The following is a 15,563-nucleotide window of genomic DNA, read 5'->3' on the forward strand; positions in this document are numbered from 1 at the left end:
GCGGGCTTGCTCGCGAAGAAAGATAACGCAGTTCCCCTGATTAACTGGTCATCGGCTTGGCCTTCAGATTCCGCGCATACCACGGCCGTTGCGGTACTTTGCGGAACAGATCCTCCAGCTTCTTCTCGTCTTCACCAAAGGTAATCCGCAGCGCCAGTTTCATGGTTTCCGGGTCCATTTCCACCGACTTGCCTGCCTGCAACCCCGGCGTGGTGTTGCAGCCGTGGGTGCTCGGGCCAAGCCACGGATCGTCGATCTCGACCCAGCGACCGGGCGCAAACCATGGCACACCATTGACCTCCAGCCGACTGACTTCCCCCGGATGAAAGCGCTCGTGCGCACGGAACCAGTCTTCGAGACGGTCATCGATCCAGCCATGGAAATGCCAGAACACCGGGTTCACGTGGGAGGAAAACGGGTCGCCAAGGAAGTCGTTTTCCGCTGCGAACCAACGCGCGGAGAAGTCCGTCGTGTCGCGGGCAAACGGCACAGGCTGCCCGTTGGACGGGTCGCGGGGCACCGATGCCCAGCGCATGTGCAGCCAGTCATGCAGGCCAAGTTCGACCTCGGAACCGAACTGCCCCAAAGTCAATTTCGACAAGTAACGCGGGTCACGGTAGCGCGATTCCCAGACCTGAAAATTGCTGTGGTAAGTCTCGGCAGTCTTGAGATCGGCAACCCACTGCGAATACTCGTCATCATCTTCGGCGCGCCAGGCCGGTGGCAGTGCGGTGCCGTCGTGGTTGTCGAAGTAACGGGCAAAGCCCTGGCGATCGCGCACCAGCTCCGGTTGCGGCAACGGAAACTGCTGCCAGGACGGCAAATCCTGCAAGGAGCGCGCGGTGCCGAGCATATGGCGGTGCATGAAGAAAAAGTCGATGCCCGAGCCGTTGCGATCCTTGCGCGGCCCGCGCGCATCGCGCTCTTTGTCGCGAAGCCCCGGCTGCCAGCCGATACCGCGCAGGGCGTTGCGCTTGTCTTCGGACAAGGTGTGCCATTTGTCTCGAGAAGCGTGCCAGAGCTGATGGAACAGGCGGTGCTCGGGCGAAATCAGCCACGCCAGCAACGCCGGACCCAGGCCTGTGCGCTCGCGCGCCTCGGGGAACACTTGCTTGACCGCGACGAAACGATGGTCCTGAACGGTCAAGGCCAGCGGACGATCCAGACGCAACACGCGCCCGCTCAAGGTGCCGCTGCCAGCATTGCCGAAGGCGGCCCAGACTTCGTCCAGCTTGAAGGTGAATTCGTAGTCCGGCGTCCCGGTCGGGGATCGGCTATCGATCAGGCGCCAGCTCAACTCGGTGGTGTTCGTGCCGGCCAGGTCGCCGAGGACGCGATAGCGCGGCGTCGGTTCGCCGCGCAGCGCATCAAAAGTATCAAGAAAGCCATTGAGCCCACGGCCCTTGTGACCGACGTCGAGCAACACTTGCAGCCCCTCGCGAGGCAAGCCGTCGAGCCCGGCGTCACGGCCTTCGAAACGAATGTTCCAGACGCCTTGCAGCGTAGTGGCCAGACGCTGTCCAGCCACATCCGCGACGTCAAATGTGGCTTCGCCGGGGGTAATCGTCGGGTCCGGTCTTGTCAGTTCGCGATGCCCGTAATACGCCGCAGGCACGGCGGCGCCGGTCAGTGCCAGACCCGCCAGGAACCATCGTCGAGAAATCGTCATTGCCCTACCTGTGTCAGCCATGGAGCAGGCTTTATCCAAGCTAGAACGTTCGTTGCCCCGAAAAATTTAGAAGCTTTCTGTAGGAGCGAGCTTGCTCGCGATGGACTCAAAAGCGCCGCGTTCATCCAGAAAACTCGTGTAATCGTTTACGTCCATCGCGAGCAAGCTCGCTCCTACAGTGGATCACCATCACTAAATTTCTCACCCGGCCGCTCGTTCTTCCCAGATAGCAAAGGCCCCCGCGCCTGCACCCTCGACGGCGAACCTGACTGAGATGGCAATGACAAAACCTCGTTCGAAAAAGGCTCTTTTCATTGGCCTGCCCCTGGCGCTGGCCATCGCTGGCGCGGCAGGGTTTGCGGCCTGGGATTACTGGTTCAAGGACAACCCCGGCTACCCGGTCGCGGTGATGAAACAGGCCGATGAACTGCAAGAGCGCATCCTCTCGTTCGACAGCCACATCACCGTGCCGATGGATTTCGGCACCGCCGAAAACGAGGCCGACAAGGACGGCAGCGGCCAGTTCGATCTGGTCAAGGCCGCACGTGGTCGCCTGTCCGGCGCGGCACTGACCATTTTCGGCTGGCCCGAAATCTGGAACGGCGACAACGCCCCGCACCGCCCCACCGCCGGGTTCATCGACGAAGCCCGCCACGAGCAGGAAACCCGCTACAAAATCATCAGCACCCTGGTGCGCGACTTCCCCAATCAGGTCGCCATTGCCTACACCCCGGACGATTTCCGGCGCCTGCATGGCGAGGGCAAGTTCGCCGTGTTCATCAGCATGCTCAACGCCTACCCGCTGGGTAACGACGTCAACGCCCTGGACAAATGGGCCGCCCGCGGAATGCGCATGTTCGGCTTCAGTTATGTGGGCAACAACGCCTGGGCCGATTCGTCCCGGCCGTTGCCGTTTTTCAATGATTCCCGTGATGCGCTGGGCGGTCTGTCGGAGCTGGGCAAGCAAGCGGTGCATCGCCTGAACGACCTCGGCGTGATCATCGACGTGTCGCAAATGTCGACCAAGGCCCTGGAACAAGTCAGCCAGTTGAGCCGCGCGCCGATGGTCGCCTCGCATTCAGCGCCACGGGCGCTGGTGGACATCCCGCGCAACCTCAGTGACCAGGAAATGCAGCTGATCAAGCACAGCGGCGGCGTGGTGCAGATCGTCGGTTTCCCAACCTACATCAAGCCCCTGAGCCAGGCCACCCTGGACAAACTCAACGCCCTGCGTGCGCGTTTCGACCTGCAACCGCTGCAAGGCCTGGAGATGGCACTGATGCCGGGCGACCCGGTGATCACCGTGTGGTCGGAACAACGCTTCGGCGACTACGCCAGCCAGCTCTACGGCATCCTCGATGAAGAACCGAAAGCCACTCTCAAGGATTACGGCGACGCCATCGACTATGCGGTGAAGAAAATCGGCATCGACCACGTCGGCATCAGCTCCGACTTCAACGACGGTGGCGGCCTGAACGGCTGGAAAGACGTGAGCGAGGCACGCAACGTCACCGCCGAACTGATCAGCCGAGGCTACACCGAAGCCGACATTGCCAAGCTCTGGGGCGGCAATTTCCTGCGGGTCTGGGACCAGGTACAGAAGTCCTCCCGGCCTGTCGTCAAACACTGATCGTCACTTTGCCAAGCGAACCGAACTCATGACCAACCGTCGTACCTTCCTCAAACAGGCTGGCGTTATCGCGGCCGGCATCCCCCTGAGTTCCGCGGTCAGCCTGCCGGCGCTGGCCGCCACGCCCGCGCCGCTGCCCAAAGACAAATGGGCGCAATTTCGCCAGTTGTTCAATCAGGACCCCGATTACCTGCACTTCGCCAACTTTCTGGTGACTTCGCACCCACGGCCCGTGCGCGAGGCCATCGAGATGCACCGCGCCAACCTCGACCGTAACCCGGGCCTGGCCATGGACTGGCATCGTGGAGAAACCGAACGCCGCGAAGAAGAAGTCCGCGTGTGGGCCGGCCGTTACCTGAAAGCCAAACCCTCGCAGATTGCCCTGACCGGCAGCACCACCGAAGGCCTGGCAATGATTTACGCCGGCATCCATGTGCGCCCGGATCAGGAAATCCTCACCAGCGAACATGAGCACTACGCCGCCAACAGCGTGTTTGAATTCCGCACGCAAAAGGACGGCACCCAGGTTCGCAAAATCAAATTGTTCGAAGACCCGTACAAGGTGTCGACCGATGAAATACTGGCCTCGATTGCCCGCAACATTCGGCCCGAGACCCGTGTGCTCGGCATGACCTGGGTGCATTCCGGCAGCGGCGTGAAATTGCCAATTGGCGAGATCGGCAAACTGGTCGCCGAGAAAAACCGCGACCGTGAGGAAAACAATCGCATCCTTTATGTGGTCGATGGCGTCCACGGTTTCGGCGTGGAAAACCTCGATTTCCCGGACATGCAGTGCGACTACTTCATCGCCGGCACCCACAAGTGGATGTTCGGTCCACGGGGTACCGGGATCATCTGCGCGCGCTCCGACGAGATGAAGGACATCACGCCGACCATTCCGACGTTCTCCGAAGCGACCACCTTTTCGACCGTGATGACCTACGGCGGCTATCACTCGTTTGAACACCGCTGGGCGCTGACCGAAGCGTTCAAATTGCATCTGGACCTGGGCAAGGCCGAGGTTCAGGCGCGCATTCACGAGATCAACAGCTACCTGAAAAAGTGCTTGCAGGAGCACCCGTCGGTGGAGCTCGTCACGCCGTTGTCGCCCGAGTATTCCGCCGGTTTCACCTTCTTCCGCATCAAGAACCGGGACTGCGAGGAAGTCGCCAATTTCCTGATGGACCAGCGCGTTGTCTGCGACGCCGTCGACCGTGATGTCGGCCCGATCATTCGCCTGTCCCCGGGCCTGCTCAACACCGAGGCGCACATCGACCGCGTCATGGCGCTGTTGGCCAGCAAGCTCTGACACACCGATTCCCTTTAGCGAGAACGCTCATGAAAAACCTCCTGCACAGACTCGGGCTTCGACCCCGAACGTCACTCAAACATCTCGGTGCACTGACCCTGCTGGCGCTGCTCGGCGGTGCGCTGCCTGCCGCTGCCCAGGCTTCCAACGCGCCGCTGCCGGGCAAGGTGTTCAAGGATTGCCGCAACTGCCCGGAAATGGTGGTGCTGCCCGCCGGGACCTTCACCATGGGCACGCCGGAAGGTGAAGTCGGTCGCGAGCCCGATGAAGGCCCGATGCACGAAGTGACGTTCGCCAAGCCGTTCGCCATGAGCCGTTACCAGATCACCGCCGGTGAATGGGACCAATACATGAAGGAAACCGGGATCACCCTTCCCGACGGCGACACCCGCCCCGGTCGCGAGTGCATCAACAGCAAGCCACGTTATCCACAGGGCCCGCGTCAGCCGGCGGTGTGCATGAACTTTGCCGAGGTCAGCGCGTATGTCGCGTGGCTGTCGATCAAGACCGGCCAGCACTACCACATCGTCAGCGAGGCCCAGCGCGAATACGCCGCCCGTGCCGGCTCAACGGGACCGTTCCCGTTCCCCTTCGATGAGGGTACCGAGTACAGCATCGCCACCCATGCCAATACGTACGGGCCAACCGACGGCTACAGCTACACCTCCCCCGTCGGGAGCTTCCCGCCCAACGCCTTCGGCATGTACGACATGCACGGCAACGTCTACGAGTGGATCGCCGACTGCGAGCACACCGATTACGTCGGCGCCCCCACCGACGGCAGCGCCTGGGTCGAACCCAACTGCGAAGCCCTGCAGATTCGCGGCAACGACTGGGGCGAAGCACCGGTGTTCTCGCGCTCCGGCAACCGCAACAACATTTATCCGCAAACCCGTGGCGACTGGATCGGTTTTCGCGTGGTGCGCGATCTGCCTCCCAATGGCTGATGCCCTTCCCCTGCGGCCGCCGCCAGTCGGTGGCCGTCTAAATTAAACACCTGACCACACGTCCTATTGGGTATCTGCCTCACGACCCAAAGGAACTCTCTGCTCATGACCCAGCCTACGCGCGGTGCAATTCATGAATTGTTCACCCTCCTGAAACCGTTCCGGCTGGTGGTCAGCCTGTCGATCATTCTGGGCATGGTGGGCGGTCTGAGCGTGACGGTGCTGCTGGCCACAATCAACAATGCCCTGCATTCGGAAAGTGGCCTGACCCAAGGCGTGGTCGCCCTGTTCGGCGGCCTTTGCCTGTTGGCCCTGGCGAGTTCGATCTGCTCGGACATCGGCACCAACTACGTCGGCCAGCACATCATTGCCAAGCTGCGCAAAGAGCTGGGTGAAAAGGTGCTGTCGGCGCCCATCGAACAGATCGAACGCTACCGCAGCCACCGCCTGATTCCGGTGCTGACCCATGACGTCGACACCATCAGCGACTTCGCATTCGCCTTCGCGCCGCTGGCCATTTCCCTGACCGTGACCCTCGGCTGCATGGGCTACCTGGCGCTGTTGTCGTGGCCGATGTTCCTGATGATGGTGCTGGCGATCGCCATCGGCACCGGCATCCAGTTCTATGCACAAGGCAAGGGTATCAAGGGCTTCATGGCCGCCCGTGACGCCGAAGACGAATTGCAGAAGCACTACAACGCCATCGCCGGCGGCGCCAAGGAACTGCGCATCCACCGTCCGCGCCGCCAGCGCATGTTCACGTCGGGTATCCAGGGCACGGCGGACTTCATCTGCAACACCCAGGTGCGTTCGATTAATACCTTCGTGATCGCCAAGACGCTGGGGTCGATGCTGTTCTTCGTGGTCATCGGCCTGGCGTTGGCCCTGCAATCGTTCTGGCCCAGCGCCGACAAGTCGGTGATGAGCGGCTTCGTCCTGGTGCTGCTGTACATGAAAGGCCCCATCGAGCATCTGGTCGGCACCCTGCCGGTGGTCAGCCGGGCGCGGATTGCCTTCCGCCGCATCGCCGAACTGTCGAGCCAGTTCTCCTCGCCCGAGCCGCATCTGCTGCTCAACGACACCGGTAAAAAACCGGCCGTGGTCAACAGCCTGCAACTGGACAACGTCAGCTATGCCTTCCCCGCCGCACCGGGCAGCGAAGCATTCCGCCTGGGGCCGGTGAACCTGACCATCGAACAGGGCGACATCATTTTCATCGTCGGCGAAAACGGCTGCGGCAAGACCACGCTGATCAAGTTGTTGCTGGGGCTTTATGCGCCGCAGCAAGGCGCAATCCTGCTCAACGGCGAAGGTGTCGATGCGCAGAGCCGTGACGACTATCGCCAACTGTTCACCACGATTTTTGCCGACTACTACCTCTTCGATGACGTGGTGCAGGGCGATCAGCACATTCCCGAAGACGCCAACACCTACCTGCAACGCCTGGAAATCGCGCACAAGGTCAGCGTCAAGAACGGCAGTTTCACCACCACCGACCTGTCCACCGGCCAGCGTAAACGCCTGGCATTGGTCAATGCCTGGCTGGAAGAACGGCCGGTGCTGGTGTTCGACGAATGGGCGGCCGACCAGGACCCGACCTTCCGCCGGATCTTCTACACCGAGCTGCTTCCAGACCTCAAGCGCCTGGGCAAAACCATCATCGTCATCTCCCACGACGATCGCTATTTCGACATGGCCGATCAGCTGGTGCGCATGGAATCGGGCCGCGTGGTGACCGAGCGGGCAACCGCCTGAGAGCAGCAACACCCATCACTCGACGATTTTTTCGGGGTTTGTTTTCCGGTTTCGTCGAAGTGACGCGTCTAATAATAATTATCATTAACTAAAAAACTGCACACCTCAGGAGCGATTTGAGCAATGCAAAGCCCTACCCTGTCCCGCGCGCCGTTGGCACTGGCCATCGCGCCGCAAAAGAAATTCCGAACAGTCGTACCGGGTGCGTTGCTGACCCTGTTGCTGCTGGGCACGTCTGAAGTCCAGGCCGCGCCGGTGAACGTCAACGTTCCTTCGCAGTCGCTGGCCAGCGCGCTACAGCAACTGGGTCAACAGACCGACCTGCAGATTCTGTACAGCCAGGACATGGTCAACGGCCTCAAATCAACGGCGGTTTCCGGCAATCTGGAGCCGGAACAGGCACTGAACACGTTGCTGCTGGGGAGCGGCATTACGTTTCAACTGACTGGCAACACCGTTTCGCTGATTCCGGTCGCCGGCAACTCCAGTGCGCTGCAACTGGGCGCGACCGCGATCTCTGGCGTTGCGCCGGGGCCGACCACCGAAGGCACGCATTCCTACACCTCCGATGAAGTCAGCATCGGCAAGGGCAACATCAAGCTCAAGGACATCCCGCAGTCGGTGTCCGTCGTCACGCGCCAGCGCATGGACGACCAGAACATGAACAGCCTGCAAGACGCGATGCGTCAGGTCACCGGCGTCACCATCAAGACGTACAACTCCGGCTCCAGCCTGAACGACGTCTACATGCGCGGCTTCCTCGTCGACCAGGTGCAGGTTGACGGCGTATCGCAACCGACTGGCCAGGGTGACATGGGCACCAGCTTCGACCTCGCGATGTACGACCGCGTCGAAGTGTTGCGCGGCCCGTCGGGCCTGTACCAAGGCGCTGGCGAACCCGGCGGCACCATCAATGTGGTCCGCAAGCGCGCCCTGAACAAATTCGCCCTCGGCGGCGAACTGGGCGCAGGCTCCTATGATCACTACCGCTCGATGGTGGACGTCACCGGCCCGTTGAACGATCAGGGCACCGTGCGCGGTCGCTTCATCACCGCTTACGAAAACAACAAATCCTTCGTCGACTCCGCCCAGAACGAACGCCCGATGGTGTACGGCCGCCTGGAATTCGACCTCGACCCGTCCACCACCCTGTCGGTCGGCGGTGCCTACCAGCAGAACCATTCCACCCCGGCGTTCGGTTTGCCGGCGTTTGCCGACGGCAAGTTGCTGGACGTGCCGCGCTCGACGTTCGTCGACGCCAAGTGGAACACCCTGAACGAGAAAGTCTGGGAATCCTTTGCCGAGGTCGATCACGCATTGGATAACGGCGGTCAGTTCAAGACCACCGTCACCTACCGCGACGCAGAAACGCCACAGCGAAACTTCACCTGGGCCGACGGAGCAGTCGAGCCCAATGGCGACAGCTGGGCCGTGGCGTACGACTACTACACCCACATCAAGACCATCGGTGTCGACAGCTTCGTCACCACGCCGTTCGAATTCGCTGATCGCCAACACGAGTTCACCGTCGGTGCCGAGTACCAGCACCTGGACAAAGATTTCGAATACGGTGGCGGCGAGTACTTCCCGATCAACGTCTACAACCCGGGCAGTATCGATATTCCCAAGAACGACTATGAGCGGGTCAACGGCAACTGGTCCAAGTCTGACCAGTACGGCCTCTATACCCGCGCCAAGTTCAACGTCACCGACTGGCTCGACGTGATCGGCGGCAGCCGCGTGACCTGGTATGAAAGCGACGCGAAGAACGCCAACGCCTTCTTCAACACCTTCGGTGACGCGCACACCAGCATCAACCGCAAGGTCGTGCCCTACGGCGCCATCATCGCCAAGCTGACCCCGGAACTGTCGGCCTACGCCAGCTACACCGGTGTGTTCAAGCCACAGAGCGAAGCCGGTGCTGACAACTCGCCAATCGGACCGCGCAAAGGCAAGCAATACGAAATCGGCCTCAAGCGCGAATTCTACGACGGTCGCCTGAATGCCAGCATCGCGATGTTCCGCATCTACGACGAAAACCGCGCCGAATACAACTCCGACAACAATAGCTACGAAGCACAAGGCAAGGCACGTAGCCAGGGCTGGGAAACCGAGTTGAGCGGTAACCTGACCGACAACTGGAGCATCGTCACCGGCTACGCCTTCACCAGCACCAAACTGGTCAAATCCGCCGACGATAATGAGGGCAGCACCTTCAGCACCATCACGCCTAAACACAACTTCAACCTGTGGACCAAATACGACTTCACCGACGGCCCGCTCAAAGACTTCAGCGTCGGCGGCGGCGTGCGCGTAGTCAGCAAGACCTGGTACCAGCGTGAAGTGCGCTTCGAACAAAGCGGCTATGGCATCGCCACGGCGCAGGTGGGCTACAAGTTCAACGAGAACCTGTCGGCGACACTGACTGGCAACAACCTGTTTGATAAAAAGTACTACGATCGCGTGGATGCTTCGTGGGGGACTAACTTCTATGGGGATCCGCGGAATTTGACGTTGACGTTGCGGGCTAATTATTGATTGCTGTGTTCGTTAAATATTGAACACCACCGGGCCGCTTGCGGCCCGGTTTTGTTTTTGGGGATGGGTATTACCGGGGCGGCTCAATAGAAGCCGACTTGATTCCAACACAGCGCCCAGGTTGCTGCTGGCCAGAGCGTCTACGCCGACTATCCTCGAACATCTTCCGGAAAATACTGTGGAAGCTTGCAATCCGGCTCACCTGCAATGCAGAGCGCACTGCCGGAATCCATATAGTCCTTGTGAGACCCCTGCCCAATGAAGGCGGAACCATCGCCATGGCAATTAGCGCCATCGGCCCCTTCATCCGCACAGTAAGCAGGCTGACCTTCCCACTGGAAAATAATGACCTGTTCAGGGCTCGGATTACCCGCGACGGTGCGGCTCTCGAATTGGCGAGCCTGTGGCGCAGTTGCCTGAGTGTCTACTGCCTGGGTTGAGCGTTGGGCATTCGCCTGCGCAGCTTGGTCCTGCTCACGGGCACGTTTGTCTTCTTCGATTCTGGCGACATGCGCATCGAACATCTGCACCATTCGATCGACGGACTCGACGCCTGCCTTTCCGGTGGGTTCGAACAACGTCCACAGATAGAGCTCATCAGACACGCCATTGATGATCCCCAGTGAATGTTTCCCATCGGTAATCTGGAAAGCAACGATTCCTGCAACGCCTGCGACACTTTTCAGAAATCGCTTCGGTACCACGCCGAAAACGATCTTCAGTTGCTTGCCTCCAGCGATATCGGCGGTTGCCGCCACGAGTTTGAGACCACTGGACAGCTCGACCTGCCGGGCTTCGTCGGTGTCCACGTAATCGATATCGACATTGGACAAACGATCATTGTCGTCCAAGGCATCCTCAAGCTCCATGGACGTATCGATGCCCATCCTTTTCAGCATGTTCTCTCGTTGTTCCGGGTCTTGGCCCTTCATCCCGGTCAACGGGATCAGGTCAATGGGAGTCAGCTCTTCGACAGCGTCGATGGCGTTGTTGGAGAACACATAGAACGGAAGATAGAGGGTCAGCGAAACGATAGTCGCGCCGAGCCAAAGCTTAAATAGAGTGCGCATAGAGCGTCCTTGCTTCTTGAGGTTGGAGGGTGTGCAGCTGCCGGTAATCAGCGTCGGCGGGGGAAAGCTGGCTTTGCAGTTTACGAGATACTGGCTACCTGAGCTGCCATTCGAAACGACATCATAATGCCATTATTGAAAATTGTCCGTCCTCCCGAAGTTTTGGGTGGAGTCCGCCCCGTCGCCCAAAATGGCGGAGTGAGTGAAAACAGGTACCGAAAACGTGCCGCTGACGATTGAACTCGCGCGACGTCCGCTGCTTGACTTGCCGCTGGCTGGAGCCATTTCCGCAGCCCTCCCCTACACCCCGGGTATTGCATTGACTTGACCCGCCCATTTGCAGTGATTACCGGCAGTGAACGGCAGATGTATCCCTTCTGTTAGCGTCGAGACACTGCTTCTCATTGTTGGTACGTCCTCACCGCAGCGATGAGCATCTGCCGGATATGATCCCTCAGGGTAATGGGCTCCAATACTTCTATATCCGCAGCGTTCGCCATTAGAAAAAGTCGCAGCCCTTGAGAGTCGCGAGTCTTGCATGTCAGCAACCATTTGTTCCCGAATGGCTCCAGCTTCTGGTCTTTTTCGAGTGGGTTTTCAGCAAGCCGGTTGTACAGGTTGTCACTTAGAAGAAGGCGCGTTAATTGCGGGGGCGTGTAAACGCTCACAAGGTCTTTCTGTGCTTCGTCTGAGAGAACATCGTAGCCTTCTGGGTCGTTGATATTCCGCTTTCCAGGCTCGACTTTTGTGATTCGATGAAGCATCAGCGCGCAAAGTTTATTGGGACCATTGCGGCTGTATTTACCACGCGGCAATTCAGGATCAGGCTCTTTGCCGAGCCACTTCTCTTCGACAACATAGGCGGAGAGATAAATATTGGAGTCCTGGTGGGACAGCCCCAGCGGTTTTAGTTGGTAGATGCACTCAACGCCGTCGGCATCGCGAGGAAGGTACCCAACCTCCAAGGGAGTGTCCTTCATGATGGCTGTCTGCAAACATTTGAGATGTTCGGGGTTGTGCTTACCAGGCTGCAGTACCGTAAATCGGGTGCCGGAGGTAATACGCTTAGTGAAATCCAGCTTTCGTTCGCAGCCGTCTTGCATGACCAGCTCAGCGTAGTGCCGCAGGCCCTTGAGCTCCTCAGTCGCTGACTGCAGGCCAAAACGTTCGGCGTGCTGGAAGATCGAAGTGAGTGACATTGCGTCTGAAGGTGACAGTACTAGCGAGTGGCTTCGGCCAACCGCTTTCCAGAACAACTCCCTCTTGTCATCTTCCCCCGCTTCGGATTCGACGTAGTGAAGTTCTTTCAGCACCTTCAAGTCCCTGCGGGTGGTTCTTTCGTGATGAACATCACTTCCATCACCATTGCGCGAAACCCAGCCGACCAGTCGCTTGTGAAGGTAGGCGGTACTGACCGATTTGCCGGCTGCAAGAAGGATTTGCCGCAAGTAATCACGGCGGTGAGCACGATTTATCATTTTTTTTCGATAGGGACAGGAAGTGACCCTATTTGATTTCATGATGCTCCTCATTGGCAAGGCAATCACGTTGAGCACGTCGAACCCCACCCGCGGGGCAGGCGGATGAAGGAGGCATCAATGAGCAACATCGAGATGTTAAAAGCGCTGGTGTTTCAGGCCGCGACCGGGGGGATCAATGCAACTGATCTGCGTCGGCGGGTAATGCAGGAAAAGGTCCACCCAAGCGAGGCTGAATTCCAGTCGATTATTCTGGGGTTACAGGAAGAAGAACGCCTGTGTGGCCAAGAGGTTGACGGCCAGTGGATTTACACCGCAATCGACAAGAACGATCCTGGCTTTTCCCCTCTGGAGTACAGCCCACAATTTGCCGAACGGATCATCGCGGCGTCGTGTGGCGAATTCAAAGAAATCGACGTTGATGAGATGATCAGCCAGCTTGACGACATGATCGCGAAAGCGCGATCACGCAAAAACGATAACAAGTAACCGCCCGCGACTGGGCACACGTAAGCCAACCTCAGCACTCGCTACCCACTGAAAGGAAATCGATTCCATGGTTACAGATGTGACGTCTGCCATTAACAATGCCAAACCAGGCATCAAGAAATACCTGGCACTGATGGATCAAGTGGCGAAGGTGAATGTCTCGACGGATGCAGAGTTTCAGCGAGCTTATAACGGGTTCTATCGAGTCCAGCGTCGGCAGGCATCCTGGTATTCCACCTATTACAACCTCATGGAGGAGTTGAAAGGTTCGAAGCCCACTTTTGGTGACGTTCTAGACCGTGTGTACGAAGTAACTGGACGCTACGAACCGTCTTTTTCCAGCAAACTGGTCGCGACGTTATGTGATGACAAGCCTGTATGGGACCAGCACGTCCTTAAAAACATTGGCCAGAAGGCTCCATCCTATGCGTCTCACACCAAGATTCGTGACGCCAAACTCCTCTACGCCGATATCGAAAACTGGTACAAAACTTTTCTGACGTCCGACAAGGGTGTCAATTGGATCAACCAGTTTAACGACCTGATACCCGAGCACGGCAAGCTTACCGATCTCAAGAAAGTGGATTTAATACTCTGGCAGATGCGCGACTAGCGGTTTGATTCGATATTTTTTCGCACTTACCTCGTGTGCAGGAACCGCGCAGCCACTGCGGTTTTGCATAGCTTGTTTAAGCGGCCTACAGGTTACTTCGTGAAAGCTACATCACCTTGCGTCGTTGCCTACAGGTACGCCAGAATCCGCCGGCTTGTGCGTCATGAGCATGGTCTCTATCGTTTCCCTGCCACTGCAAATCAGTGGTCGGGTTTGGTAGCCCGTTTCGCTTAGGCGTATAGCTTCACCTTATGCAGTCGCTTTCTCAGGGCTCTGATTTATGGTGGCCATGCGCAGGGCTCCCTCGGGGGCGCCGGGGTCCTAATGCGACCGGTCTACCAACCCGCGTATGGCCGCCACCTTCGTTTGGTAGCGAGGGTGATGGCTCCTTTGCTTTTCGCGTTAGGAGTTCCATCTATGCCCAAGGTCACACCCAACCCGCCGGAACTCGATCCGGCCTCCCCCAATGAAAACGTCGACTCCTCCACTAACCCCAGGCCTGATATCCAACCTTCATTCGCCGACATCAAAGCTACCCCACGCACCATGAACACGATGTTCATCGTCAATCCGGAATTCGATATCGAAACCCTGTTGGGCTATGCGTGTGAATCACTGGCCTCGGCCGAGGTGATGGCCAATGATCTGGCTGATCATTTGCAGGGATCGTCGCGCAATTCGCTGCTGGGTATTTCGCAGGTGATCATGCTGGCGGAGTTGACGGTGAATCGGGCATTGGACCATCTGGATCCGATAGAGGACGTGCATTAGTCCGGCAATCGCACTGCGTTATCGTTCTTCCTCGGAACGTCGCCGGGCCAAGCTTTAATGCCAATCATTCAAGCAAAAGTTGATTCCTGTGGGAGCGAGCTTGCTCGCGATGGATGCCAACGATAACGCGTATTTTCTGGATACACGCGCCGTCCTTAAGTCCATCGCGAGCAAGCTCGCTCCTACAAAGTCACAAGCGATAGGATCGCCCACGAGAGTGCGGAACGATCGCTGCGAGTGCATCAACTCAGGCTTTCGGTGATCTGCCCCGCCAGTTGCTCCAGCATCCCCGGCACTTCCTGAACCATCTCCCCCATCCGTGCGAAGTCGTGGGTCATCCCCGCTTTCACATCCAGCACCACAGGTTGTCCGGCGGCACGCAATTTTTCGGCCCAGGCCAGGCCTTCATCCAGCAACGGATCGTATTCGGCCAGCCACAGTACGGTCGGTGTCAGCCCCTGCAGGGTCTCGGCGAACAACGGGGAAAAGCGCCAGTCACGACGATCATCGGCGCTACGTTGGTACTGCTGATAGAACCACTCCAACGTGGTCGCTTCCAGCAGATAGCCCTCGGCGAAACGTGCGAGGGACGGGCGTTTTTCCACGGCGTCGATCACCGGGTACAGCAACACTTGCAGCCGTGGCGTGAGCGGCCAGGCTTGTGGATTCTGCGCGATGGCGATCGACAACGAAGCCACCAGGCTGCCGCCGACGCTGTCGCCGGCCAGTGCGATTCGCGTGGCGTCCAGGCCCAGGGCACCGGCGCCGTTGGTGGCGAGCCAGCGCGTCACGTCTTCGGCATCCTCGTAAGCGGTGGGGAAACGGTGTTCCGGGGCCAGTCGATAATCCGCCGACAGCACCGCAAAACCACCCGCCAGCGCCAGGCGCCGGCACAGGGTGTCGTGGGAATCGAGGCTGCCGACCACGTAGCCGCCGCCGTGAAAGTACAGCAGCACCGGACGTTCCTGAGTGCCCAGCGACGGGCGAGCGTAGAGGCGCGCATTCAGCAAGTGGCCGTCGCGGGCCGGAATGCTGACGGCGGTCACGGTCAGCGCGCCCATTGGTGCGGCGTCGAGCAGCTGCGAGGTTTGTTCGAATTGCTGGCGTGCTTCGGTCGGGCTCAGCTCGTGCATGGGCAGGCTTTTGCCGGTGATACGGCCGAACTCGGCCAGCTCCAGAAAACCTTCGATGTCCGGGTGCAGTGCCATGGGCGGTCGTCTCCAAAAAATAAAAAGCTCGCCCTATAAACGATCCGCGAGGGCCGTTCATTAGGGCGAGCTTGTTTTGGCGCGGT

At 59.0% G+C, this 15,563-nt stretch carries 13 protein-coding genes; 9 read left to right on the plus strand and 4 right to left on the minus strand.

The annotated features are described in order from the left end of the window. Window positions 1-40: 40 nt before the first annotated feature. Entirely contained in the window at window positions 41-1,669 is a 1,629-nt protein-coding gene (locus tag FBY04_RS19100) for a PvdJ/PvdD/PvdP-like protein (protein ID WP_145316237.1), read from the minus strand. 280 nt (window positions 1,670-1,949) lie between these two features. Here FBY04_RS19100 and pvdM point away from each other — a divergent pair, with 280 nt between their 5' ends. From pvdM to FBY04_RS19125, 5 genes are all read left to right on the plus strand, one after another. Beyond that, the gene (gene pvdM / locus FBY04_RS19105) at window positions 1,950-3,299 is read left to right on the plus strand and encodes a pyoverdine-tailoring dipeptidase-like protein PvdM (RefSeq protein ID WP_145316238.1); all 1,350 of its coding nucleotides are present in this window, start codon (window positions 1,950-1,952) and stop codon (window positions 3,297-3,299) included. Between the two features lie 28 nt (window positions 3,300-3,327). After that, entirely contained in the window at window positions 3,328-4,608 is a 1,281-nt protein-coding gene (locus tag FBY04_RS19110) for an aminotransferase class V-fold PLP-dependent enzyme (protein WP_145316240.1), read from the plus strand. Window positions 4,609-4,637: 29 nt separating this feature from the next. Next, complete coding sequence (locus tag FBY04_RS19115) at window positions 4,638-5,555, plus strand: formylglycine-generating enzyme family protein (protein WP_145316242.1); 918 nt, start codon at window positions 4,638-4,640, stop codon at window positions 5,553-5,555. A gap of 105 nt (window positions 5,556-5,660) precedes the next feature. After that, a complete protein-coding gene (locus tag FBY04_RS19120; RefSeq protein ID WP_145316244.1) occupies window positions 5,661-7,310 on the plus strand; it encodes a cyclic peptide export ABC transporter in 1,650 nt (549 codons plus the stop codon). Between the two features lie 123 nt (window positions 7,311-7,433). Further along, a complete protein-coding gene (locus FBY04_RS19125) occupies window positions 7,434-9,848 on the plus strand; it encodes a TonB-dependent siderophore receptor (RefSeq protein ID WP_145316246.1) in 2,415 nt (804 codons plus the stop codon). A gap of 149 nt (window positions 9,849-9,997) precedes the next feature. Here the strand turns inward: FBY04_RS19125 and FBY04_RS19130 are convergent, their stop codons facing one another. After that, window positions 9,998-10,918 carry a hypothetical protein gene (locus tag FBY04_RS19130; protein ID WP_145316248.1) on the minus strand — a complete coding sequence of 307 codons (921 nt, stop codon included), beginning with the start codon at window positions 10,916-10,918 and terminating at the stop codon, window positions 9,998-10,000. A gap of 202 nt (window positions 10,919-11,120) precedes the next feature. Here FBY04_RS19130 and FBY04_RS32795 point away from each other — a divergent pair, with 202 nt between their 5' ends. Then, entirely contained in the window at window positions 11,121-11,246 is a 126-nt protein-coding gene (locus FBY04_RS32795) for a hypothetical protein (RefSeq protein WP_256667074.1), read from the plus strand. A 73-nt stretch (window positions 11,247-11,319) separates the two neighbouring features. Here the strand turns inward: FBY04_RS32795 and FBY04_RS19135 are convergent, their stop codons facing one another. Then, window positions 11,320-12,474 carry a YafY family protein gene (locus FBY04_RS19135; RefSeq protein ID WP_256667076.1) on the minus strand — a complete coding sequence of 385 codons (1,155 nt, stop codon included), beginning with the start codon at window positions 12,472-12,474 and terminating at the stop codon, window positions 11,320-11,322. 42 nt (window positions 12,475-12,516) lie between these two features. On the opposite strand from FBY04_RS19135, the gene FBY04_RS19140 reads away from it, so the two are divergent. The 3 genes from FBY04_RS19140 to FBY04_RS19150 all read left to right on the plus strand — a co-directional run bounded on the left by FBY04_RS19140 (window position 12,517) and on the right by FBY04_RS19150 (window position 14,269). Then, window positions 12,517-12,885: a hypothetical protein gene (locus FBY04_RS19140; RefSeq protein WP_084321042.1), complete on the plus strand. Its 369-nt coding sequence runs from the start codon at window positions 12,517-12,519 to the stop codon at window positions 12,883-12,885. Window positions 12,886-12,952: 67 nt separating this feature from the next. Further along, window positions 12,953-13,498 (plus strand): hypothetical protein, encoded by a 546-nt coding sequence (locus FBY04_RS19145; RefSeq protein ID WP_145316250.1) that lies wholly within the window; start codon window positions 12,953-12,955, stop codon window positions 13,496-13,498. 417 nt (window positions 13,499-13,915) lie between these two features. After that, window positions 13,916-14,269, plus strand: coding sequence for a DUF6124 family protein (locus FBY04_RS19150; RefSeq protein ID WP_084321044.1), 354 nt, complete (start codon window positions 13,916-13,918; stop codon window positions 14,267-14,269). Window positions 14,270-14,511: 242 nt separating this feature from the next. On the opposite strand, the gene FBY04_RS19160 is transcribed toward FBY04_RS19150, so the two are convergent. Next, a complete protein-coding gene (locus tag FBY04_RS19160; protein ID WP_145316252.1) occupies window positions 14,512-15,477 on the minus strand; it encodes an alpha/beta hydrolase in 966 nt (321 codons plus the stop codon). Between the last annotated feature and the right edge of the window lie 86 nt (window positions 15,478-15,563).

Origin of the sequence: Pseudomonas sp. SJZ080, assembly GCF_007828295.1 — a bacterium.
Classification (GTDB): Bacteria; Pseudomonadota; Gammaproteobacteria; order Pseudomonadales; family Pseudomonadaceae; genus Aquipseudomonas; species Aquipseudomonas migulae_A.